Consider the following 21,097-nt stretch of genomic DNA (forward strand, 5'->3'; position numbering starts at 1 on the left):
CGCCCGACATCGGGAGAAGTCGGACGGCTCGCCGTGGTGGTGATGTCAGAAAGGCGATTAGCCGCCGAAAAGATTGAGGATTATCTGAGGCTCGGAGTTGGCGATCGACAGCGCCTGAACGCCCAGCTGCTGCTTGACCTGAAGGGCCTGCAAGCGTGCGGATTCCTTGGCGAGATCGGCGTCCACCAGATTGCCCACGCCTTCGGTCAGACTGTCAGTCAGCTTGCCCACAAAGGTGCGGTGGGCTTCCATCTTCTTGAGGTCTGAGCCCAGATTGGCCAGCGCCTGGTTCACATTGTCGAGGCTGGTCTGGATGGCGCTGACCACATTGCCCGCCAGCGTGACGGTCCCGAGGCTGGCGTTATTGGCCAGGGTGATGATCGCGCCGGAAATGGACAGGTTCTGGCCTTCAAGCGTCACGGACCGCGTCGCGTCCGCATCGGCAAGGAAGGCAATGCCGTTCGTCAGGGAGCCATTGAGCAGGTTCGCGCCGTCGAATTCGGCGTTGGTCAGGATGACCTGCACCTGATCCAGCAGCTCCTTGAAGTCGCTGTCATAGGCCTGACGGGAGAAGGTGTCGATTGAAGGGTCCAGCGCCGCGGTCGCCTTCTCCCGCATCTGGATGAGAAGGTCTGAGATGGACTCCCCGGCCGCGATGGCCACGTCGCCGATCGAGACCGCCCGGTCGAGCGAGGACTTCACAGAGCCCAGTGCGCCGATATCCGAGCGCATGCCCTGCGCCACAGCGTACACCGAGGAATTGTCCTTCGCGCCCGCAACGCGCAGGCCGGTGTTGATCTTGTTCTGAACGCCCTGGATGTCCTCATTGGTCTTGTTGAGGTTCTGCAGGGCGATCATCGCCGAGGTGTTGGTGTGGACGCTGAGCGCCATTGGTCTTCTCCCGATTGCAATTCTGCGCCGCATTCGACGGCCGCTCATCACAGTTAGGAGCAATCCATGGGCCAATTCGGCCAGAGCGCTCAAGTCGCAATTAAAACAATGCTTTGAATCAAAATCTCGTCGAGCCGCGATCCGCAGCCGACGACCTGCATGGTTAATTTTTGCCGATGCGCCGGTTCAAATCTGCCGACAGGTCAGACCCGCTCATCCACCACGCCGCCCTGCTGGTCCTTCAGGAAGGCGATCAGGTCGAGATACTTCTCTGGCGGCCAGCGCCGCATGACCTCGCCGGTCTCCGGATCGAACAGGCGGTAGATGAATTTACCGCTCTCTTCTTCGCGATCGATCTGCAAACGGGTCCGAAGGCTCGCATTCACACGATCGCGCAGCGACTCGATGCGTTCGAGGTCTGCGGATTTCTGAACCACGGCCGAGCCCTGCTCGGCGACCGACTTGTCGGTCTCTTCTCCGCCGATCTGGCCCCGTTTCGACAGCGAGGCGACAGCCTTCTCTGACGGATCAGGTTCAGGGGCGACGCCCTGGGCGTTGGTAACCGGTAAGATGTTGCCGATATTCATGTTCTTCTCGTCGACGCTTTGGCGGCGTCGGCGCCTCCTACTTTCTCCCTATGCTCTCTGACATGTCACCTGGGAAAGTCGGCCGGGGCGGAACCCCACGTTACACCCCGGCCGATTTCACTATGGATTACCGGAAGTAACCCAGGATGTTGCTCGGCGCAGAGTTCGCGATCGAGAGCGCCTGGGTACCCAGCTGCTGCTTGACCTGCAGCGACTGGAGACGGGCGGATTCTTTCGCCAGGTCTGCGTCGACCAGGTTGCCGATGCCTTTTTCCAGAGAGTCAGACAGTTTGCCCACGAAGGTCTTGTGGACTTCCAGAGACTTCGAGCCGGTGCCCAACTTGGCCAGAGCCGTGTTGAGGTTGTCCAGCGAGGTTTCAATGGTGGCAACCAGACCGGAGGCCGCCGCGGCCGTGGTGAACGACGCCGTCGCCGCCACAGTCACGTTGGTGCCGCCCAGCGACATGATTTCCTGACCCACATTGAGGGTGTTGGAGCCGTCAGCATTGGCCAGAGCCGAGATGCCGCCGGTTTGCGTGCCGTTGATCAGGTTGGTGCCATTGAATTCGGCATTCGCCACGATGGTGCCGATCTGGTCACGCAGCGCCTTGAAGTCTTCGTTCAGGGCATTGCGCGATGCGGTATCCAGAGAGGAGTCCGCGCCAGCCAGCGCCTTTTCCTTCATTTCCACCAGAAGATCGGAGATCGCTTCACCTGCAGCCAGAGCCACGTCCACAGTGGACTGCGCCAGGTCGAGAGACTGACCCACCGCTTTGTAGCCCGCCACGTCGGCGCGCATCGACTGGGCGATGGCGAACACGCCGCCATTGTCCTTGGCCGAGCTGATCGCCAGGCCGGTGTTGATGCGCTGTTGAACCTGCTGCAGATCCTTGTTGGTCTGGTTCAGGTTCTGGAGGGCGACCATGGCCCCCGGGTTGGTATTGATCGTCGCCATTTCTTGGCTCCTTCAAAATTTCCGTTTCTACGGGTACGACGCACTTTTTGTGCGACACTTCCGAAGGCGGGCCATTTTCTATGAGCCCGCCTCCGAAGCCTTAGGGATTACCGGAAGTAACCCAGGATCGAGCTCGGCGCAGAGTTCGCGATCGAGAGCGCCTGCGTGCCCAGCTGCTGCTTGACCTGCAGCGACTGAAGACGGGCGGATTCTTTCGCCAGGTCTGCGTCGACCAGGTTGCCGATACCGCGCTCCAGTGCGTCAGACAGTTTGTTGACGAACGTGGAGTGGATCTCCAGAGACTTCGAGCCGGTGCCGAGGCGGGCCAGCGCGGAGTTCAGATTGTCCAGAGAGGTCTCGATCGCAGACACCGCAGCATTCGCCAGGGTGGTCGTGTTGATCTGGGAACCCGCCGTCAGCGTGATCGTGGTGCCGGTCAGGCTGAGGTCTTCCGCACCGATGGTGATGGTGTTGGAGCCGTCAGCATTGGCCAGCGCCGTGATGTCGGTCGCGCCATTCTGGATGAGGTTGGTGCCGTTGAACTCCGCGTTCGCCACGATGGTGCCGATCTGGTCACGCAGCGCGGTGAAGTCTTCGTTCAGGGCATTGCGGGACGCGGTGTCCAGCGAGGTGTCTGCAGACGCCAGCGCCTTCTCTTTCATTTCGACCAGCAGGTCGGAGATGGCTTCGCCGGCGGCCAGCGCCACGTCCGTGGTGGACTGGGCCAGATCCAGCGACTGGTTGACGGCCTTGTAGCCCGCCACGTCTGCACGCATCGACTGGGCGATGGCGAACACGCCGCCATTGTCCTTGGCCGAGCTGATCGCCAGGCCGGTGTTGATGCGCTGTTGAACCTGCTGCAGATCCTTGTTGGTCTGGTTCAGGTTCTGGAGGGCGATCATGGCCCCCGGGTTGGTATTGATCGTCGCCATTTCTTGGCTCCTTCAAGTGTCCGTTTCTACGGGTGAGACGCGCTTTTTGCGCGCCGGAGATCCGGCGACCGCGCCATCTTCTATGACGCCGCCGCCGAAACTGGGTTTGAATTACCGGAAGTAACTCAGGATCGAGCTCGGCGCGGAGTTCGCAATCGAGAGCGCCTGCGTGCCCAGCTGCTGCTTGACCTGCAGCGACTGGAGACGGGCGGATTCCTTGGCGAGGTCCGCGTCGACCAGGTTGCCGATGCCCTTCTCGAGAGCGTCAGACAGCTTGGTGACAAAGGTGGAGTGGATTTCCAGAGACTTCGAGCCGGTGCCCAGGCGCGCCAGCGCCGAATTGAGCGTATCCAGACCCGCTTCGATCGCCGCCACAGCAGTGCTAGCGGCCGCCACGGAGTTGATCTCGGTCGCCGTGCCGATGGACAGGGTGCCGCCGGTCAGGCTGAGGTCTTCCGCACCAATGGTGATGGTGTTGGAGCCGTCCGCATTGGCCAGCGCCGTGATGTCGGAGGCGCCGTTGGCGATCAGGTTGGTCCCGTTGAATTCCGCGTTGGCGACAATGGTGCCGATCTGGTCGCGCAGCGCCTTGAAGTCTTCGTTCAGCGCATTGCGGGACGCCGTGTCCAGAGACGCATCCTTGGAGGCCAGAGCCTTTTCTTTCATCTCGACCATCAGGTCGGAGATGGCCTCACCCGCCGCCAGAGCGACGTCGACCGTCGACTGGGCCAGGTCCAGCGATTGCGACACGGCGCTGTAGCCGGCCACGTCAGCACGCATGGACTGGGCGATGGCGAACACGCCGCCATTGTCTTTGGCAGAGGAGATCGCAAGACCCGTATTGATCCGTTGCTGGACCTGCTGGAGGTCCATGTTGGTCTTGTTCAGGTTTTGCAGGGCGATCATCGCGCCCGGATTGGTATTAATCGTCGCCATTTCTTGGCTCCTGTAACGTTTCTACGTTTGATGTGACGTGCTTTTTGCGCGTCAGACCTTCTGGTCCGCGTACTAAGGAGCAAAGCTGGGGCCAGATTCACCCTTTGCTGCAGGATCGCCCCCTAAGCCATTGATTGTTCGTCGAGCGGCACATGGAAATCCGTTTACCCTACGCGTGCAGCGCGGCAGTTCTTGCCGGTTCGAGCAGGCAAATATTGCCGGGCGCGGCACTTTTTGCCGAGAGAGGCGCGTCGCCAGACGTTTGATTTGGTTAATGAAATATTGAAGCAAAGAAAAAGCCGGGATTGCGGCAGCAATCCCGGCCCGATCCGTTCGCCCTAGCCGAAATAGGACAGAATCGACTGCGGCTGCTGGTTGGCGATCGAAAGCGCCTGAGTGCCCAGCTGCTGCTTGACCTGCAGCGCCTGCAATTCAGCAGACTCCTTGGCCAGATCCGCATCGACAAGATTGCCGATCCCGACTTCCAGAGCGTCGGAAAGTTTTGTGACAAACGTGGAGTGGATCTCCAGCGACTTGGATTTGGTGCCCAGACGCGCGAGCGCCGAGTTCACCGAATCCAGCGTGGTGCCGATCTGAGAGGCGATATTGCTGGCCTGGGTGGCGGTCGCGAACGACGCCGTGGCCGACAGGGACACGATCGAGCCGGAGAGCGACATGTTTTCCGCACTCACGGTGATGGTGTTCGAGCCGTCCTGATTGGCCAGCGCCACGAATGAGTTGGTCGAACCATCGATGAGGTTCACGCCGTTGAACTCGGCATTGCTGACGATCGTGGAAATCTGCTGACGCAGAGCTTTGAAGTCTTCATTCAAAGCACTGCGGCTCGCCGTATCCAGGGATGCGTCTGACGCCGCCAAGGCCTTCTCATTCATCTCGATCAACAGATCCGAGATCGCTTCGCCGGCGGCAAGCGCAACGTCGAGCGTCGCTTCGCCCCGGTCCAGAATCTGACCGACAACCCCATAGCCTGAAACCTGGGAGCGCATGCGCTGGGCGATGGCGTAGATGCCGCCATTGTCCTTTGCGCTGGACACTTCCAGACCGGTGTTGATCCGGTTCTGTGTGGTTTGCAGGTCCATATTGGTCTTGTTCAGATTTTGGAGCGCGATCATGGCTCCAGAGTTGGTGTTCACAGAAACGATCATTGTGGGGTTCCTCCGTTCTGGAAGCGAACGGCCTGTTCTTGGCCGGCGGACATTTTGTCCCGCTCTAGCCAGAGCAATCCCCATGCCGCGCACTGCGCGGGTGCGGCATAAATTACGGTATATTTTTCAGATGCTTGAAATTAGCCCACGCAGGCGCGAAGCCCTTGCACCCCGATCGGCCCGGCAATTTCGACCGGCTGGGTAAAAATGCCGCTCAATCAGCCCCCCGAGGGGGAAAGGCCCTGCATGATGGTGCGGTTGATATCGATCAGCGTTTCGACATCGGTCTCGCCGCGCATCGCAGCGCTCGTCTCTTTGGAGACAAAAATGGACAGCGAGATGATCCCGGCGCGCAAGGAGTCGGGCAGATTATTGTGAGAGCTTGCGCAATCCGCCGCAAAGGCGGACCAGACCCGCCGGTTCCGGTCCAGCGCTGCAACGCGCTGGCGAATCTCGGACTTGGGCGCATCCCGCACTTCCATGAGCCCGCGCGTCACCTCGCCCAGCAGGCGGTATTCCGTCTGACGCGGATCTTCTGTGCGCGAAGATGCGGTTTTATAGGCCTGGTACGACATGAACGCTTCGCCTCTTTAAGCCCCGTCCGGTCCAGCCAGAAGCTTGGCTTCGTACTGGATCAGCTTCCGGCAACGCAGCAACGCCTTGTAGAACTCCCCCGCCATGACCTCGCGGCTTACTGACACGCATTCGGACAGGACTTCCGACGAGCCCACGGCGTTCATGAACTCTGTCATACGCAGGACGAACTCGTCATATAATCCGTCCTGACTGGTTGATGAGAGGTACATCATCATGACCGGGAAATAGATGCGCTTGGCCGGGGTATCGACTTCATGCTCCTGCATGATGTCCTTTTCCCGCAGGACGCTGGCCTTGTTCTGCAGCACCAGGGTCGCCCGGCGGTCCCCGTTTTCAACGACGGCGCCGTTCAGAACGAACTTCTCACCCGGCTTCAAAGAAAGCTTTAGCGGCATGGCTGGTCTGACCCTTCATCGTCGGCGCGGCCCGACGGTCACCGACCTCGCCACTCAAGCAGGACAGAATGAAGAAACCGTTGCTGAGCCGCAGTCGCTCATTATTAGCACAACCTTAATCGAACCATCCGTTGCTGGCCTCGTAAACTGCAAGGGATAATGCGTGATGAGCGAATTGCTCGATCTTGAAGCTGAGCTGGCGGCTGGAGAAGAAGAGGCCGTCCGCATCATTCAGGGCCGGCGCGACGAAGCCGCCTCCACAGAAGTTCAGCGCGCCCTGTCCTCGGCCAAGAGCAAGGACGACAATCTGCCCCCCAAGGCGATCGGCCTGCTCAAGCGCGCCATGAAGATTGTCGATGATGATCGCGCCGCAGCGGCGAAAGCCGCCAAGCTGTGTCTGGATGCGGTGGATATTGCGCCGGAAAGCTCTCTGGCGAACCATGCGCTCGCAATCTGTCTGGAAAGACTCGGGCGCCTGGCCAAGGCGCTGCAATTTTACGAACGCGCCTGGCAGTTCAATCCGCACAATTCGGAGATTTATCTCAACCTGGCCATGCTGGCGTGGAAGCTGGACATGCTGCCGGCGGCGGAAAAATTCCTGAGGCTGTTCGTGCAGATGGCGCCCAACCACCCTGCGGGGGTGATCAATCTGTCCGGCGTCCTGCGAGATCAGGGCAAGTTCGAGGATTCCATCGAGATTCTGCGCGCCGCGATCTACGCCAATCCCGAGGAGAAGGATTTCTGGAATTCTCTCGGCACGACGCTGCTCGAAAAGGGCGAACCCGATCAGGCCCTGACCTTCTATGCCGAAGCGTTGCGTCTGCAGCCCGACTTCGCGCGCGCCCACCATAACACCGCCTTCGCCTATGAGCTCCTGGGCGAACCGGAAAAGTCCGCCCATCATTTCCGCGAGGCCCTGAAGACCGCCGCCTCCCAGAAGGACGTGATCATCATGTCCCATGGCCTGGCCCAGTCCCTGCTGGCGCTCGGCGAGCTTGAAGAGGGCTGGGAGCTCTACAAGAGCCGGCTGGAGCCCGAATACTCCCAGGTCACCCATTTCCTGATCGACGCCCCCCGCTGGGATGGCGATGACGTCGATGCATTGCGCGGCAAGAAGGTGCTGTGGGTCGGCGAACAGGGGCTGGGCGACGAGATCCTGTTCCTGCAGCTCGGTCGGGACCTCATCGACGCCATCGGCCCGGACGGCCAGCTTTACATCGCCGTCGAAAAGCGACTGATGAGCATGGTTCAGGCTACCTATCCCGAAGCCATCGTCGGCTCCCACCGCACCATCAAGCGCGAAGGCAAGGATTTGCGCGGCGTGACGGGCTTTGAAGACGGGCTGAAGTTCGATTTCTGGACGCCCTTCGGTCAGCCCGCACGCGCGTTTCGGACCTCGCTGGACTCTTTCGCCAAGACGCCGACGCTTCACCCGCCGCAAGCCGACGTGGATCACTGGCGTGAAAAGCTGGCGGAACTGCCCGAAGGCCTCAAGGTCGGGATTCTGTGGAAGTCGCTGAAGATGGACGCCAAGCGCTCCAAGCACTTCTCGGCCTTCGAACTGTGGAAGCCTGTCCTCAAAACGCCCGGCGTCACCTTCGTGAACCTGCAGTACGGGGATGCGGAAGAGGATATCGCCTTCGCCAGGTCAAAGTTCGGCGTGGATGTGCACACGCTGGACGGCATCGATCTGAAGAATGACCTCGATCAGGTCACGGCGCTGGCAAAGGCCTGCGACATCGTCATCGGCCCCACCAATGCCACCACCTCGCTCGGCGCCGCGGCCGGCGGCAATATCTGGTATATCCACCCCCATGGCCGCATCTGGAGCCATATGGGCGCCGGCCGTTCGCCCTGGTTCCCCACGGCGCGATCCTTCTTCGGCAAGGGCTATGCGGACTGGATCGCGATCCTCAAACAGGTCGCGCGTGCGCTGGCTGAGGAAGTCGAAGCCGCAAGAGCCGCCTAGGCCGGCTTTGTCAGGTGAAGCTGAAAGGCCGCTTCGTCATAGACGGGGCGGCCATTTTGCAGCTCGGCCCCAGCCACGCGAACCCTGCGGCGGTCAAAGACCTGATCAATATCGAAGCCCTTGAACAGCGCCTTCAGTTCTTCCAGATCGTAGAAAACGCGATGGCCGAAGACCGGATCCTCCGAGCCGTCCCCCATCCGGGCATAGCCGTGATCAGTGCTGGCGATTTCGAAGAAGGCCCGCCCGCCCGGTTTGAGCGCTGTGAGCATTTCCTGCACATAGGCCGCCGCCAGAGCTTTCGGAATATGCTGCAGCGTAGCGCGCTCGATGATGACGTCGATGGATTGCGGGGCGAGCGCCAGCGCATCTCCGCTGACAAACAGGCCCAGACGCCCATAGGTCTGACGCCCCTTGATCAGGGCCTGCTCGGACACATCGCATCCCAGAAGCGCCGCATCCGGATACAACCCGCGCAGGAAGCCGAGATTCTGGGCATTGCCGCAGCCGAACTCGAACACGACGGCGTCCGGATTTCGCGCCAGCGCAATCAGGGCGAAGACCGTGGCGTCCGTATAGGGCACGCGCGTCTGGGAGGTCTTGTAAAACGCATCCCATTGACGGGCATTGTGGGCGCTCAGGCTCATCTGACGCGGTCTCCATCTGGCTTCATTCTTAATGAACCAAGACTCCCCATAACAGTAAACAAGCCCCCTCAACTGGCAGGAGCGTTGTCATGGCCGCCCCCTCTTCCGTGTTTGACCAGATCGAGGATACGAGCCGCCCGCCCGTCATCGTGGCGGAATTGTCGGCCAATCACAGCGGGGATCTGTCACGCGCGCTCGAGATCATCGATGCCTGCGCCGAAGCCGGCGCGGATGCAGTGAAGCTTCAGACTTACACCGCCGACACCATCACGCTCGACCATGACGGGCCGGGCTTTGTGCTGACAGGCGGGCTGTGGGACGGGCGCAAGCTGCACGATCTCTACGAGGAGGCGCACACGCCCTGGGACTGGCATGCCGCCCTGTTCGAGCGCGGTCGCAAGCACGGCATGGAGGTGTTCTCCTCCCCGTTCGACTTCACCGCGGTCGACTTTCTCGAACAGTTCGAACCGCCCGCCTACAAGATCGCATCCTTTGAGCTGATCGATCTGCCATTGATCACATGCGCCGCCCAGACCGGCCGTCCGCTGGTCATGTCCACCGGAATGGCGACCTGGGACGAGATCATCGAAGCGGTGCTGACCGCGCGCCAGGCCGGGTGCGAGCGCCTGTGCATCCTGCATTGCACCTCGGGCTATCCGACCCCGATCGAACAGGCGGATCTGAGATCCATACCGGACCTGATCGCCCGTCTGCAGCTTCCCATTGGACTCAGCGACCATACCCCCGGCATTGCGGCCCCTGTCGCCGCGACCGCGCTCGGCGCCCGGATGATCGAAAAGCACGTTACAATGCGTCGCTCGGATGGCGGACCGGACGCCGCCTTCTCGCTGGAGCCGGACGAGTTGGCGAGCCTTGTGAAAGAAACCCGCAACGCCCATGCCGCGCTTGGCGGCGTGCGCAAGGGTCTCGCCCAATCCGAAGTCGGTTCACGCACTGTGCGCCGCTCGCTCTATGTCACGCGCGACATCAAGGCGGGCGAGACCCTGACGGAAGACAATATCCGCTCGGTGCGTCCGGGCGGCGGTCTGCACCCGCGCGAATGGACCAGAGTTCTGGGCCGGACGGCGACCCGCGATCTCAAATTCGGCGATCCGCTGGACTGGTCAATGATTTCTGACAGAACCGCATGACAGAGCGCGCAGAGCAAGCCCTCGCCCAGGCGTTTGACGGCGGACAGGCCATCCTGTTCGGACGCGCGCGCTCGGCCCATCTGGCGCTCTTTGAAGCGCTCGGCCTGCATGGCCGCTCCTGCATTCTGATCCCCTCAAACGCCTGCCCCAGCCTTCTGGCTTGCGCCTGGGCCAGCGGCGCTGAGGTCCGTCTGGCGCCCGTCAGCGCCGAGACCGGCGTGAACGCGGACGCGGCCCTCGCCAGACAGCTTCGCATCCTGTCCCGACCGGGGCGGAGGGGCGCGGTGCTTCTGACCCATCTTTACGGTTTCCGGCTCGACTTCACGCAGACCCGCAAGGCCGCGCAGGAACTGGGCTGGATCGCCATAGAGAACGATGCGAACGCCTCAAGCTTTGCGCCGAAGACGAAACTCGAGGATGCCGCGCGAATAGTCAGCTTTGGTCCCGGCAAGGTGCTGGACGCAGGCTCCGGCGGCGCCGTGATCACGCGTGACGCCAGGCTGGCCGAAGAACTCAGACGGATCGCCTCGCGCTATCCGGCTCTGGATGACTGGGCCGAGCGTGACGAGGAGAGGCTGATGCTCGATCGCCGCGCCCTGCGCAATGCCGGGCGATCTACAGAGATCGAGGCCACCCTCGTCCGGGAACTGCGCCAGCTTCGCTTCGGCTTCGACCCGGAGGCGGAAGAGCCGCTTCTGGGCGCCCTTGCCCACTTGCCGACCCGGCTGGCGGAACGTCAGGAACGGCGAGAGGCCTGGATCGAGGCGCTGAGCGGTCTGGAGCCCCAGCTTCAAATCGTTGACCTGAATCAGACCGCGCCCTGGCGATTGATCGTACGGGCCAACCCGAAGGTGAGAGACCCCGTGGTGAACGCCCTGCGCAAGGCCGGCATCGATGCGGGAACCAATTACCCGTCGCTTTCCCATTCTTTCCCTATGCTGACCCGAGAGGACGCGCATCCTGATGCGGACGCCTGGAGCCGGTCAGCCATCAATCTCTGGCTCGATGCGCGGTATGATGCGGCGAGAATCAACACGGCGCGCACCGTGATCGAGACCGAACTGGAGGCGCTGACATGACTTCGCTGATCATCCGCGTGGACGCCCTGCACGAGACCGGACTGGCTCACGCAGCGCGCTGTTCGCGGCTGCTGGAGCTCCTGCCCCAGCGCCCGACGGTTCATGTGCTGGGCCAGGGAGAAGCGCTGTCGGACTTCTTCCCCTATGACAAGATCGTACCGCTCAAGGGGCCGGTGGATGTCTTCCTCAAGGCGCTAGTTATTGAAACCGAGGCCCAGGCCGTCCTCGTCGACCAGCCGACGAAAGACCCGCTCCTGTGGTCCGCGCTCGAGGCTATGCCACAGCTCAAGCGCATACTGATTGATGATTTCGGGTCGGATGCGCCGGCAGACCTCGCCATAAACGGCACGGTCATTTCCGATTATCACGCCTATCCCAATCTGCGGGACGGCGGACAGGCGCTGTGTGGCGGAGACTACGCCCTGATCGCGCCGGTCTTCGCCAAATCCCGTCACGATGCGCCCCGCAAAGGCCCCGTCATTGCGGTGTGCGGCGGCGGCGAACGCGCGACAGATTGGGCGATGATGCTGGCGGAACACGGCCCGGCGCTCGCAAAGCCCCATCCCTTCATCATCATCGTAGGATCGAGCTTTCCCGACTTTGAGGCGCTCCGTCAGATGGCGGTCTATAATGGCGGCATCGCCAAGCAGGGTTTGCCGGTTCACCAGCTCGCCAGCCATCTGGCCCGCGCGCCGGTCGCGATCATGACCGGCGGGATGGTTGTCTACGAGGCCCTGGCCGCCGGAACGCCCGCCCTCGTCTTCCCGCAGCTTGAAAACCTGATCCCCGAAATCGACTGGTTCGCGGACCATGGCGCCCTGATCAATCTCGGGCATGAGAGCGGGGACAATCTCGAACAGCTCTCCTCGCACCTCAACAGCTTGCTCAAGAATGAAGACGCCATTCAGGCGCTCAGTCACAAAGGGCCCGAACTGATTGACGGGCTGGGCATGAGCCGCGCCGCCGAGGCGATCAGCGCCTTGCTCGAGAGTTAGTCATGACCATTGCGATCATCGACTATGGCATGGGCAATCTGACCTCTGTCCGGAACGCGTTGGCCCATCTCGGCGCGGATGTTGTGATCAGCCATGATCCGGGCGTGTTGCGCGCCGCGAAGGGCGTGGTCCTGCCCGGCGTCGGAGCGTTTGGCGAAGGCATGGCGCACCTGCAGGAGCTGGGTCTTGCTGCGCTTCTCAGAGACGAGATCGCAGGCCAGCACCGACCGCTTCTGGGCATTTGCCTCGGCATGCAGCTCCTGCTCGATGAGAGCTTCGAGCATGGCCAGCATCAGGGTCTGGGCATCCTGCCCGGCAAGGTGCGCCGTCTGGCTCCGCCGCCCCATGATCCGCCCTATCGCGTGCCGCATGTGGGCTGGAACCATGTGGAGGCGTCAAAGACCGACGGCCTGTTCAAGGGCCTGCCCGAGAACGAAGCCTTCTACTTCGTGCATTCCTTTGTCTGCGAGCCTGAACGGTCAGACGACGCTGCAGGCTGGTCCGAGCATGGCGAGCGCTTTGTCTGCGCGCTGGAGCACGGCTCGGTCTGGGCGGCGCAGTTTCATCCCGAAAAAAGCCACAAGGCCGGCCTGGCCCTGCTGACCAACTGGCTGGAGTTCGTCGCCTCATGCTGATGCCGCGTCTGATCCCGGTTCTCTTGCTGATGAACGGCCAGCTGGTCCGCTCTGAAACATTCACCACCCACCAGATCATCGGCGATCCGCTGCACGAGGTGGCGCGCTTCAACGAGTGGAAGGTGGACGAGCTCATTTATCTCGACATCTCCCGCACCGCCGGACTGGCGCAGGGCCGCCGGGATGCCGGCAATCGCGCCTATGCCGACGCGATGGACGTGCTCGAAGCGGTCGCCAGCCATTGCTTCATGCCTTTGACCTGGGGCGGGCATGTGACCTCCCTCGATCAGGTGCGCGACATCTTCAAGCGCGGCGCCGACAAGGTCGCGATCAACACCGCCGCCTATGAAACGCCCGATCTCATCACCCAGGTCTCCAAACGCTTTGGCGCGCAGGCCATGGTCGTCAGCATCGACGCGCGCCAGATCGAGAATGGCTATGAGGTGATGACCCAGGGCGGACGCACCGCGACAGGTCGTGATCCGGTGAGCTGGGCGAAAGAGGCGGAAGACCGCGGCGCGGGCGAGATCCTCCTGCAGAGCCTAGACCGTGATGGACGCGGCACGGGCTATGACACCACCCTGATCGAGCAGGTCTCACAGGCTGTGACCATCCCCGTCATCGCCTGTTCCGGCGTCGGGGTTTACGAGCATTACGCCAAAGGCCTGAAGGCGGGCGCGGACGCGGTCGCCGCCGCCAATATCTGGCACTTCAAGGAACTGGCCGACCGCGGCGGCAAGCGCGCTTTGCAACGCGCCGGGTTCGATGTGCGGATGTAAACGCCTTTACCCCTCTCAAAGCGTCATTCACCGGTTTATCCGGTGAACCCATGCCGTGACCTATAATACGACCAACCGGCATGGATCCCCCGCATGAAGCGGAGGATGACAGGCTGAGGACATTTAAAAATGTTCTCTTTCCCGGCTAAGGCCGGGACCCAGCGATCATGGAACGCCACATATCCGTCTCTGGGTCCCCGCCTGCGCGGGGAAAGAGGTAAAATGACACGCCCTCGTCATCCTGACGAACGTCAGGACCCAGGGGATGGCAGGGCGTCGTATTTCCGGCTCTGGGTCCCGGATCAAGTCCGGGATGACGAGAAAGAGTTCTCTAGCCAGACGCCAAAGCCGCCTGCGCCACGCCCAGATCCCGTGTCATCTCTCCGCACCCGCGCACGAGCTTCGCCGTGTCCGGGCCCAGATTGAACAGGGCGTCAACGATGGACAGGTTGGGGATGAAGGCCTTGCCCTGGCTGTATTCAGGCGGCGTGAACGCCTGCCAGTAATGGGTGACGCCCTTGGCGGAAAAACCCGCCTCATCCACATAGCTCGCAGCCCCCACATTGGAGACATAGGCGTCGGCGTTGGCCGCATGACACAGGGAAATGAGCCGGTCCTGGCCCTCGCCCTCATGGTTCAGCTCGGCGCTGTCGATAATCTGCGCCTCAAGCTCCAGGACGGCGCAGACATGCCGGATCAGCGCACAGTTGAGGTCTGACAGGTTTTCGTACTCCGCCTCGATCAGCGCCTCGATGGCGGGAAAATACCCGTCGAAATGCGGGCGCTTTCCATAGACCTGTTTCAGCGTGGTCAGATGCTTCTTGCGCCAGGGCTCCTCGGCGATTTCGGTCTGGCGGATCGTGCGGCTGAGATCGCCGGATTTCTTCACCGGCACTGACAGGAAGATCGCGTCCTTGCCGTTCCGGACCCGGTTGCGCTGCTGCCAGCTATGGCGCTGGAACTGCACGTCCGGCAGCAGCACGAACACATCGCTCAGGGCGATCTTGTGAAACAGGATCAGCCCCGGCAGGTAGACCGGCTGGTGTGCGCTTAGGATCCGCAACGCCGCATCCTTCCCCTTTGTGGTGCATCGCTTGGGCTAAACTTAACGATTGAGGCGTTTTGTTACCCTTAAGCACGGCGATGATTCGCCGCCGCGATCGACCCAGCCAAGGGAAGCGCCATGAGTGTCCAGTTCTGCAAGACCTGTTTTTACCCCAGCTCCTCAGCCGCGCCGCTGACCTTTGACGAGAACGGGGTGTGTTCAGGCTGCCGGGTGGCGGGCCAGACAGTGGATATCGACTGGGACGAGCGCTGGACCATGCTCGAAGAGCTGGTCGCCGATTACCGCAACCCCAAAGGCTATGATTGCGTCATTCCCGTGGGCGGCGGCAAGGACAGCTATTACCAGACCCATCTGGCGGTTAAAAAGCTGGGCCTGCGCCCGCTATTGGTCACCTATCATGGCAACAACTTCCTGCCTGAGGGCGAGTATAATCTCCAGCTGATGCGCGAGGCGTTCGGCGCCGATCACATCATCTATCGCCCCGGCCTTGATACGCTGATCAAGATGAACCTTCTGGGGTTCAAGCTGCATGGCGACATGAACTGGCACAACCATGCCGGCATCAAGACCTATCCGATCAAGCAGGCCGTGCTGCACAATATCCCGCTGATGCTGTGGGGTGATCATGGCTGGGTCGATCTGGGCGGCATGTTCTCTTATTCAGACTTCCCCGAGTTTACCGCCAAGACCCGTAAAGAGCATGATCTGCACGGGCTGGATTGGGATGACTTCACCGATGAAGGGCTGGAGCGCCATGGCCGCCCGGACCTGAAAATGGGGCTGACCGAGAAAGAGCTCGACTTTGCGATCTACCCCTCTGACGAGGAGATTGACCGGGTCGGCGTGCGCGGCGTGTATCTGGGCTTTTACGAAAAGTGGAACGGCAACAAGTGCGCCGCCGTGGCCGAAGCCGAATATGGCTGGAAGAAAGCCGAATACCCGTTCGAGCGCACCTATCGGAAGATCTCCAATCTCGACGACATGCACGAGAACGGGATTCACGACTATCTGAAGTTCATCAAATTCGGCTATGGCCGCGCCACCGATCATGCCAGCCAGGACGTGCGGCTGGGGATCATGGACTACAAGACCGGGCTCGAAATGGTCAGAAAGCATGACCATGTGAAACCGCGCCGCGATCTCGAACGCTGGCTGAACTACGTCGATATGAGCGAGGCCGAGTTCGACCGGATCTGCGACACCTTTCGTGATCCGCGCGTCTGGCGCATCGAGAACGATCAATGGGTCAAGGATGATGTCTGGGGCGGCGCGTCGAGCTATGGCCCGGTGCATCTTGAGCCCAATGATCCGCGTCGCGAGCAGTACATGGTCAAGGGCGCCGAGGTATGAGCCGCACGACGACAGCCGAGTTCACCAGTTTCGCCGATGTGAATGTGCGCGGCCGGGGGCGCCCCATCGTGCTGGCGGGCGCCGGCAATATCGCCGACAAGACCCTGCGCCGCATCAAAGGCGTGACGGGGATCGTCGACAACAATCCGAACCTTCATGGCGAGACCCAGGCCGGTCTGACCATCGCAACGCCCGACAGCCTGAATGGCGCGACGCCACGCCCCTTTGTCGTGATCTGCACGACTTCCTTTGTGGAAGTGGGCGAACAGCTGGCGAGCTTCGGCCTCACCCCGGGGCAGGACTTTGTCGTCAGCCCGGTGCTCAATGATCTGCGCATCATCGCGGAGATGGAGGGCCTGGAAGAAACCGTGCTCTTCACCTGCGGCCTGCCGCCGCTCGATGATCCCGAAGCCGGCGGCGGTCTTTATGAGCTGACGATCTCCGGCGCGCGGCACAGCTTCCGCAAGGTCTTCAAGGGCAATTTCCACGGCCTGCGCCCCCATGGCGAACATTTCATCGCCATTGATGACGAGCGCGGCCTGATCACCTTTGATCGCGACTACAATATCCTCAGAGCCTTCGCCCTGCCCCAGGGCGCGCGCTGTCATGGCGTGAGCTGGTCGGAAGAGAAGCGGCGATACTTCATCGCCTGCTCCTATCTTGATGCGATCCTCGTCTATTCAGAAGATGGCGACGAGATCGACCGCATCCCGATCAGCCCCAAACAGGCGCGCTCCGGCTCGGCGCAACACCATTGCAATGACATTCTGGTGCTGGGCGACAGCGTGTACCTGTCCATGTTCTCCGCCACCGGCAACTGGAAGCGGGACGTGTTTGACGGCGTGGTGCTGGAATACGATCTGGCCGATCGACGCTGGGTCGGACCGGTGATCTCGGACCTCTGGATGCCGCACTCGATCGACTTTGTGGACGGCTCGCTGGTGGTGCTCGATTCCCTGCGTGGCCGCCTTCTGAAGAACAACGCCCAGAGCGTGGGGCAATTTCCGGGCTTCGCCCGCGGCCTCGCCCATGACGGCGCGCGCTTCTTCATCGGTCAGAGCCGGAACCGGAACTATTCCGCCGCCATGGGCGTGAGCCAGAACATCGCCATCGACACCGCCATCACCGTGTTTGACGAGCACACCAAGGTGTCCAAGAGCTTTCACCTGCCCTCCACGGTGTCGGAAATCCACGGCATCGCGCTGAACACAAAGCGCTGAGCATGAAGATCGCGGTCATCCCGGCGCGCGGCGGCTCCAAACGCATTCCGCGCAAGAATGTGCGCCCCTTCCACGGCCGTCCCATGATCAACTGGCCGATCTCGGCCGCGCTGGAGACGGGCCTGTTTGATCATGTGGTGGTCAGCACCGATGATCCTGAAATCGCCGAGGTCGCAAAGGCCGCCGGCGCCAGCGCGCCCTTCCTGCGTCCGGCGGAGCTTGCGGATGACTTTACCGGCGTCATCCCGGTGATCGCCCACGCCATGGCGGCGATGGAAGAGGTCACCGGCCAGGCGCCGGAGCTGGTCTGCGCGATCTACGCCACCGCTCCGTTTCTGAGCCCGACGGACCTGGCGCGCGGACATAACGCTCTGGTTGAAGCGCCAGAGCAGGATTACGCCATCTCGGTCACCCCCTTCGCCTTCCCGGTGCAGCGCGCGCTGAAAGCTGTCCACAGCAAAACCGGGCCCGGTCTTGCGCCCATGTATCCTGAATTCATCAGCTCACGGTCGCAGGATCTCGAAGAGGCCTTCCACGACGCCGCACAGTTTTTCTGGTGCCGCCCCAAGGCCTTGAGCAATCAGGCTCCGGTCTTTTCACCTCGCTCCATACCGATCATGATTGCACCTGAACGCGTTCAGGATATTGATACCGAGTATGACTGGCGCCGCGCCGAGCTTATGTTCGAGGCGCTGCGCAAGGATGACGCGCGCTAGACCCACCGCTAGAGTGCACACGAATGCGCTGCAACCGGTCGTGGGGGACGACCGGACGAGAGAGAACACAAAACAGGGAAAACACCCGATCATGCGTTTTGAAGGCACCAAGGATTATGTGGCCACCGAAGAGCTGGCCGCTGCAGTAAACGCCGCCATCATTCTCGAACGCCCGCTGCTGGTGAAGGGCGAGCCGGGCACCGGCAAGACCGAGCTGGCGCGTCAGGTCGCGGCCTCGCTCGGCGCGCCGCTGATCGAGTGGCACATCAAGTCCACCACCAAGGCGCATCAGGGCCTTTACGAGTATGACGCCGTGGCGCGCCTGCGCGACTCCCAGCTGGGAGACGACAAGGTCCACGACGTCAAAAACTATATCCGCAAGGGCAAGCTGTGGGAGGCGTTTGATTCCGATGTCCGCCCGGTCCTGCTGATCGACGAGATCGACAAGGCCGATATCGAATTCCCCAACGACCTCCTGCAGGAGCTCGATCGGATGGAATTCTACGTCTACGAGACCGGCGAAACGATCAAGGCCGAGCAGCGTCCCATCGTGATCATCTCGTCCAATAACGAAAAAGAACTGCCGGACGCCTTCCTGCGTCGCTGCTTCTTCCACTTCATCGCCTTCCCGGACGAGGAGACGATGGAGCAGATCGTCAATGTCCACTTCCCGGGCATCAAGGGCGATCTTCTGGCCGAGGCTCTGGAGATGTTCTTCGAGGTGCGCAGCGCGCCGGGCCTGAAGAAGAAGCCCTCCACCTCCGAACTGCTGGACTGGCTCAAGCTGCTGCTCGCCGAGGATATTGATCCCGCCATCCTGCGCGAACGCGACACCCGCAAGCTGATCCCGCCGCTCCACGGCGCCCTGTTAAAAAACGAACAGGATGTTCAACTCTTCGAGCGCCTGGCTTTCATGACGCGTCGGGAAGGGTAAGGCTCGGATCATCAGAGCCTTTTCCGAGTTCCCCGACTGAAAGCCATGTTTATGAAGCCTCTCCTCCTCGCCGCCGCCCTGAGCCTGTCAACGCAGCCGGACCCCAGCTTCATGGAGCCCCTGCGCGGCGCCATGCAGGCGATGTTCGCCAGCCAGTACGAACAGGCTGAGGAACAGGCCCTGCTAGCGCTGGATGCGGCGCCGGACGCGCTGTCGCAATACCGGGTCCGGCACATGCTGACCGATATCAATGCGCGTCAGTCCGATTGGGAAGAGGCCGCGATGCACGCAGCCGCCGGCCGGGACATCCTGAGCGAAATGGGGGAGCTGCCGCCTCCTCTCGCGGCCAACCCCGCCCATCTCGCCGCCGAGCAATGGCGCGGCGTGGCCATGGCCGGCGGAGACGGGACGGCGCTGACCGCGCAATTCGTCAGCCTGCATCCCGAGAATGCGGGTTGGCATGCGGACGCCAATACGGCGGTGCATGACCAGCTCAGCTGCGCGATGATGGAGGACGGCTTCCTGCTGTTCGACATCTACGAAGCGCCGGGCTGCCAGTACTGGTCTCTCGATGATTTCGGCCTGCGGGTGCAGTTTGTGGACGCTGACGACAGCCCCGACGCAATGGACGCCCTTCTGAACGCCATTCCCGAGGCGCGCCGCGAGAGCTGGACCGAGCTTGAAAGCGCGGATGGCGTCAACATGTATGAGCGCGTGTTCGAACATCCCGCGCCGACCGGCGTGCAACGGGTGGTTCTGGGGACGCGCACCCATGACGGCGCCCTGGCCGCGTATATGATGCGCTATCCGGCAGCAGACCAGGACGCGGCGCGCGCCGATCTGTTCGCCCTCGTGGACACCTTGCTCGCGGAGTAGCCATGGCTCTTTTCCACCGCTTCTTCACCGATCTGCGCGCCGCCAAGATTCCGGTCTCCACCCGGGAATATCTCACCCTGCTCGAAGCCCTGAAAAAGGGCGCGATCGAGCAGGAGGTGGACAGCTTCTATGCCGTCAGCCGGGCGGCGCTGGTCAAGGATGAGCGGAATTTCGACAGGTTCGACAAGGTCTTCGCCCATCATTTCGAAGGCATCGAGGCCCTGGGGGATCTCTTCAAGTCTGACGAGATCCCCGAGGACTGGTTGACCGCCCAGATGAAGCGCCATCTCACGAAAGAGGAAATGGAAGCGCTTCAGGAAATGGACTTCGACCAGCTCATGAAGACGCTCCAGGAGCGCCTGAAAGAGCAGGAGAAGCGCCATGAGGGCGGCAATAAATGGATCGGCACCGGCGGCACCAGCCCCTATGGCAATTCAGCCTGGAGCCCGAACGGGGTGCGCATCGGCGGCAAGTCCAAGAACAAGAAGGCCAGCAAGGTCTGGGAGAACCGCCGCTTCAAGGACCTTGATTCCGAGCGTGAGCTGGGCACCCGCAATCTGAAGGTGGCCTTGCGCCGTCTGCGCCAGTTCGCCCGTGACGGGGCCGAGGAAGAGCTCGATCTTGAGGGCACCATCCGGGCCACCGCCAACAAGGGTTATCTGGACGTCCAGATGCGGCCCGAGCGGCGCAATGCCGTGAAGGTGCTGGTGTTCTTTGATGTGGGCGGGTCCATGGACCCCTATATCGACCTGACCGAACGCCTGTTTTCGGCGGCGCGGGGCGTGTTCAAGAATCTTGAGTATTTCTACTTCCACAACTGCATCTATGAGGGCGTGTGGAAGTCCAATCTGCGCCGCCGCACCGAAACCCGCTCCATGTGGGACGTGCTGCACAAATACCCCAGCGACTACAAGGTCGTGATCGTGGGCGACGCCGCCATGTCGCCCACCGAGATCACCCATCCGGGCGGGTCTGTCGAGCACTGGAACGAGGAAGCCGGCGGGGTCTGGCTGCGGCGGATCAAGGAAACCTATCCGCACATGGTGTGGCTGAATCCCACGCCCGAAGGCTGGTGGCCGCATACCTATTCGGTTCAGCTGGTGCGCGAGATCATCGGTGATGAGCGCATGTTCCCGCTCACCCTGTCCGGCGTCGACAAGGCGATGAAGGAACTGGCCAAGCGGCGCTAGACACAAGAAAGGGGCGATTGAACCGCCCCTTTTT

Annotated in this window: 22 protein-coding genes; 12 read left to right on the top strand and 10 right to left on the bottom strand. The window is 61.7% G+C overall.

Translation table 11 applies throughout. The features are described 5' to 3' along the window. Window positions 1-57: 57 nt before the first annotated feature. The 8 genes from OA2633_RS04950 to flbT all read right to left on the bottom strand — a co-directional run bounded on the left by OA2633_RS04950 (window position 58) and on the right by flbT (window position 6,459). The gene (locus OA2633_RS04950) at window positions 58-891 is read right to left on the bottom strand and encodes a flagellin (protein ID WP_009801391.1); all 834 of its coding nucleotides are present in this window, start codon (window positions 889-891) and stop codon (window positions 58-60) included. A gap of 203 nt (window positions 892-1,094) precedes the next feature. Next, window positions 1,095-1,478, bottom strand: a complete 384-nt coding sequence (locus tag OA2633_RS04955; protein WP_009801392.1) for a flagellar protein FlaG — start codon at window positions 1,476-1,478, stop codon at window positions 1,095-1,097. A 127-nt stretch (window positions 1,479-1,605) separates the two neighbouring features. Beyond that, window positions 1,606-2,433, bottom strand: a complete 828-nt coding sequence (locus tag OA2633_RS04960; RefSeq protein WP_009801393.1) for a flagellin — start codon at window positions 2,431-2,433, stop codon at window positions 1,606-1,608. Window positions 2,434-2,540: 107 nt separating this feature from the next. Further along, on the bottom strand, window positions 2,541-3,365 hold the full coding sequence (locus tag OA2633_RS04965; protein ID WP_009801394.1) for a flagellin: 825 nt from the start codon (window positions 3,363-3,365) through the stop codon (window positions 2,541-2,543). Window positions 3,366-3,476: 111 nt separating this feature from the next. Then, window positions 3,477-4,301 (bottom strand): flagellin, encoded by an 825-nt coding sequence (locus OA2633_RS04970; RefSeq protein ID WP_009801395.1) that lies wholly within the window; start codon window positions 4,299-4,301, stop codon window positions 3,477-3,479. 338 nt (window positions 4,302-4,639) lie between these two features. Next, on the bottom strand, window positions 4,640-5,467 hold the full coding sequence (locus OA2633_RS04975) for a flagellin (RefSeq protein ID WP_009801396.1): 828 nt from the start codon (window positions 5,465-5,467) through the stop codon (window positions 4,640-4,642). A gap of 218 nt (window positions 5,468-5,685) precedes the next feature. Further along, entirely contained in the window at window positions 5,686-6,042 is a 357-nt protein-coding gene (gene flaF, locus OA2633_RS04980; RefSeq protein WP_009801397.1) for a flagellar biosynthesis regulator FlaF, read from the bottom strand. Between the two features lie 15 nt (window positions 6,043-6,057). Beyond that, complete coding sequence (flbT, locus tag OA2633_RS04985; protein ID WP_009801398.1) at window positions 6,058-6,459, bottom strand: flagellar biosynthesis repressor FlbT; 402 nt, start codon at window positions 6,457-6,459, stop codon at window positions 6,058-6,060. A 166-nt stretch (window positions 6,460-6,625) separates the two neighbouring features. Here flbT and OA2633_RS04990 point away from each other — a divergent pair, with 166 nt between their 5' ends. Next, entirely contained in the window at window positions 6,626-8,428 is a 1,803-nt protein-coding gene (locus tag OA2633_RS04990; protein ID WP_009801399.1) for a tetratricopeptide repeat protein, read from the top strand. Here OA2633_RS04990 and OA2633_RS04995 read toward each other — a convergent pair. Then, window positions 8,425-9,072: a class I SAM-dependent methyltransferase gene (locus OA2633_RS04995; protein ID WP_009801400.1), complete on the bottom strand. Its 648-nt coding sequence runs from the start codon at window positions 9,070-9,072 to the stop codon at window positions 8,425-8,427. The genes OA2633_RS04990 and OA2633_RS04995 overlap by 4 nt on opposite strands. A gap of 89 nt (window positions 9,073-9,161) precedes the next feature. Here OA2633_RS04995 and pseI point away from each other — a divergent pair, with 89 nt between their 5' ends. The 5 genes from pseI to hisF are packed head-to-tail and all read left to right on the top strand — an operon-like array spanning window position 9,162 to window position 13,711. Continuing rightward, window positions 9,162-10,223: a pseudaminic acid synthase gene (gene pseI, locus OA2633_RS05000; protein ID WP_009801401.1), complete on the top strand. Its 1,062-nt coding sequence runs from the start codon at window positions 9,162-9,164 to the stop codon at window positions 10,221-10,223. Continuing rightward, window positions 10,220-11,302: a DegT/DnrJ/EryC1/StrS family aminotransferase gene (locus OA2633_RS05005; RefSeq protein WP_009801402.1), complete on the top strand. Its 1,083-nt coding sequence runs from the start codon at window positions 10,220-10,222 to the stop codon at window positions 11,300-11,302. The genes pseI and OA2633_RS05005 overlap by 4 nt, the downstream gene beginning before the upstream one ends. Further along, on the top strand, window positions 11,299-12,297 hold the full coding sequence (locus OA2633_RS05010; protein ID WP_009801403.1) for a spore coat polysaccharide synthesis: 999 nt from the start codon (window positions 11,299-11,301) through the stop codon (window positions 12,295-12,297). Before OA2633_RS05005 ends, OA2633_RS05010 begins: the two co-directional genes overlap by 4 nt. Window positions 12,298-12,299: 2 nt before the next feature. Continuing rightward, window positions 12,300-12,932, top strand: coding sequence for an imidazole glycerol phosphate synthase subunit HisH (gene hisH / locus OA2633_RS05015; RefSeq protein WP_009801404.1), 633 nt, complete (start codon window positions 12,300-12,302; stop codon window positions 12,930-12,932). Beyond that, entirely contained in the window at window positions 12,926-13,711 is a 786-nt protein-coding gene (hisF, locus tag OA2633_RS05020) for an imidazole glycerol phosphate synthase subunit HisF (protein WP_009801405.1), read from the top strand. Before hisH ends, hisF begins: the two co-directional genes overlap by 7 nt. 331 nt (window positions 13,712-14,042) lie before the next feature. On the opposite strand, the gene OA2633_RS05025 is transcribed toward hisF, so the two are convergent. Further along, complete coding sequence (locus OA2633_RS05025; protein ID WP_009801406.1) at window positions 14,043-14,774, bottom strand: WbqC family protein; 732 nt, start codon at window positions 14,772-14,774, stop codon at window positions 14,043-14,045. Between the two features lie 120 nt (window positions 14,775-14,894). On the opposite strand from OA2633_RS05025, the gene OA2633_RS05030 reads away from it, so the two are divergent. The 6 genes from OA2633_RS05030 (at window position 14,895) to OA2633_RS05055 (ending at window position 21,063) form a co-directional block, all read left to right on the top strand. Beyond that, window positions 14,895-16,127, top strand: coding sequence for an N-acetyl sugar amidotransferase (locus tag OA2633_RS05030; RefSeq protein WP_009801407.1), 1,233 nt, complete (start codon window positions 14,895-14,897; stop codon window positions 16,125-16,127). Further along, the gene (locus OA2633_RS05035) at window positions 16,124-17,347 is read left to right on the top strand and encodes a DUF4915 domain-containing protein (protein WP_009801408.1); all 1,224 of its coding nucleotides are present in this window, start codon (window positions 16,124-16,126) and stop codon (window positions 17,345-17,347) included. The genes OA2633_RS05030 and OA2633_RS05035 overlap by 4 nt, the downstream gene beginning before the upstream one ends. A 2-nt stretch (window positions 17,348-17,349) precedes the next feature. Beyond that, window positions 17,350-18,063, top strand: coding sequence for a pseudaminic acid cytidylyltransferase (pseF, locus tag OA2633_RS05040; RefSeq protein WP_009801409.1), 714 nt, complete (start codon window positions 17,350-17,352; stop codon window positions 18,061-18,063). Between the two features lie 91 nt (window positions 18,064-18,154). After that, window positions 18,155-18,997 carry a MoxR family ATPase gene (locus OA2633_RS05045; protein WP_009801410.1) on the top strand — a complete coding sequence of 281 codons (843 nt, stop codon included), beginning with the start codon at window positions 18,155-18,157 and terminating at the stop codon, window positions 18,995-18,997. Window positions 18,998-19,048: 51 nt separating this feature from the next. Next, window positions 19,049-19,873: a hypothetical protein gene (locus tag OA2633_RS05050; protein ID WP_009801411.1), complete on the top strand. Its 825-nt coding sequence runs from the start codon at window positions 19,049-19,051 to the stop codon at window positions 19,871-19,873. A 2-nt stretch (window positions 19,874-19,875) separates the two neighbouring features. Beyond that, entirely contained in the window at window positions 19,876-21,063 is a 1,188-nt protein-coding gene (locus OA2633_RS05055) for a VWA domain-containing protein (protein WP_009801412.1), read from the top strand. Window positions 21,064-21,097: the final 34 nt, after the last annotated feature.

This window comes from Oceanicaulis sp. HTCC2633 (genome assembly GCF_000152745.1).
Taxonomy (GTDB): domain Bacteria; phylum Pseudomonadota; class Alphaproteobacteria; order Caulobacterales; family Maricaulaceae; genus Oceanicaulis.

Excerpts from the sequence above, each read along its gene's own strand:
- OA2633_RS04950 (WP_009801391.1), bottom strand. The coding sequence starts at position 891 with ATGGCGCTCAGCGTCCACACCAACACCTCGGCGATGATCGCCCTGCAG.
- OA2633_RS04955 (WP_009801392.1), bottom strand. The coding sequence starts at position 1,478 with ATGAATATCGGCAACATCTTACCGGTTACCAACGCCCAGGGCGTCGCC.
- OA2633_RS04960 (WP_009801393.1), bottom strand. The coding sequence starts at position 2,433 with ATGGCGACGATCAATACCAACCCGGGGGCCATGGTCGCCCTCCAGAAC.
- OA2633_RS04965 (WP_009801394.1), bottom strand. The coding sequence starts at position 3,365 with ATGGCGACGATCAATACCAACCCGGGGGCCATGATCGCCCTCCAGAAC.
- OA2633_RS04970 (WP_009801395.1), bottom strand. The coding sequence starts at position 4,301 with ATGGCGACGATTAATACCAATCCGGGCGCGATGATCGCCCTGCAAAAC.
- OA2633_RS04975 (WP_009801396.1), bottom strand. The coding sequence starts at position 5,467 with ATGATCGTTTCTGTGAACACCAACTCTGGAGCCATGATCGCGCTCCAA.
- flaF (WP_009801397.1), bottom strand. The coding sequence starts at position 6,042 with ATGTCGTACCAGGCCTATAAAACCGCATCTTCGCGCACAGAAGATCCG.
- flbT (WP_009801398.1), bottom strand. The coding sequence starts at position 6,459 with ATGCCGCTAAAGCTTTCTTTGAAGCCGGGTGAGAAGTTCGTTCTGAAC.
- OA2633_RS04990 (WP_009801399.1), top strand. The coding sequence starts at position 6,626 with ATGAGCGAATTGCTCGATCTTGAAGCTGAGCTGGCGGCTGGAGAAGAA.
- OA2633_RS04995 (WP_009801400.1), bottom strand. The coding sequence starts at position 9,072 with ATGAGCCTGAGCGCCCACAATGCCCGTCAATGGGATGCGTTTTACAAG.
- pseI (WP_009801401.1), top strand. The coding sequence starts at position 9,162 with ATGGCCGCCCCCTCTTCCGTGTTTGACCAGATCGAGGATACGAGCCGC.
- OA2633_RS05005 (WP_009801402.1), top strand. The coding sequence starts at position 10,220 with ATGACAGAGCGCGCAGAGCAAGCCCTCGCCCAGGCGTTTGACGGCGGA.
- OA2633_RS05010 (WP_009801403.1), top strand. The coding sequence starts at position 11,299 with ATGACTTCGCTGATCATCCGCGTGGACGCCCTGCACGAGACCGGACTG.
- hisH (WP_009801404.1), top strand. The coding sequence starts at position 12,300 with ATGACCATTGCGATCATCGACTATGGCATGGGCAATCTGACCTCTGTC.
- hisF (WP_009801405.1), top strand. The coding sequence starts at position 12,926 with ATGCTGATGCCGCGTCTGATCCCGGTTCTCTTGCTGATGAACGGCCAG.
- OA2633_RS05030 (WP_009801407.1), top strand. The coding sequence starts at position 14,895 with ATGAGTGTCCAGTTCTGCAAGACCTGTTTTTACCCCAGCTCCTCAGCC.
- OA2633_RS05035 (WP_009801408.1), top strand. The coding sequence starts at position 16,124 with ATGAGCCGCACGACGACAGCCGAGTTCACCAGTTTCGCCGATGTGAAT.
- pseF (WP_009801409.1), top strand. The coding sequence starts at position 17,350 with ATGAAGATCGCGGTCATCCCGGCGCGCGGCGGCTCCAAACGCATTCCG.
- OA2633_RS05045 (WP_009801410.1), top strand. The coding sequence starts at position 18,155 with ATGCGTTTTGAAGGCACCAAGGATTATGTGGCCACCGAAGAGCTGGCC.
- OA2633_RS05050 (WP_009801411.1), top strand. The coding sequence starts at position 19,049 with ATGAAGCCTCTCCTCCTCGCCGCCGCCCTGAGCCTGTCAACGCAGCCG.
- OA2633_RS05055 (WP_009801412.1), top strand. The coding sequence starts at position 19,876 with ATGGCTCTTTTCCACCGCTTCTTCACCGATCTGCGCGCCGCCAAGATT.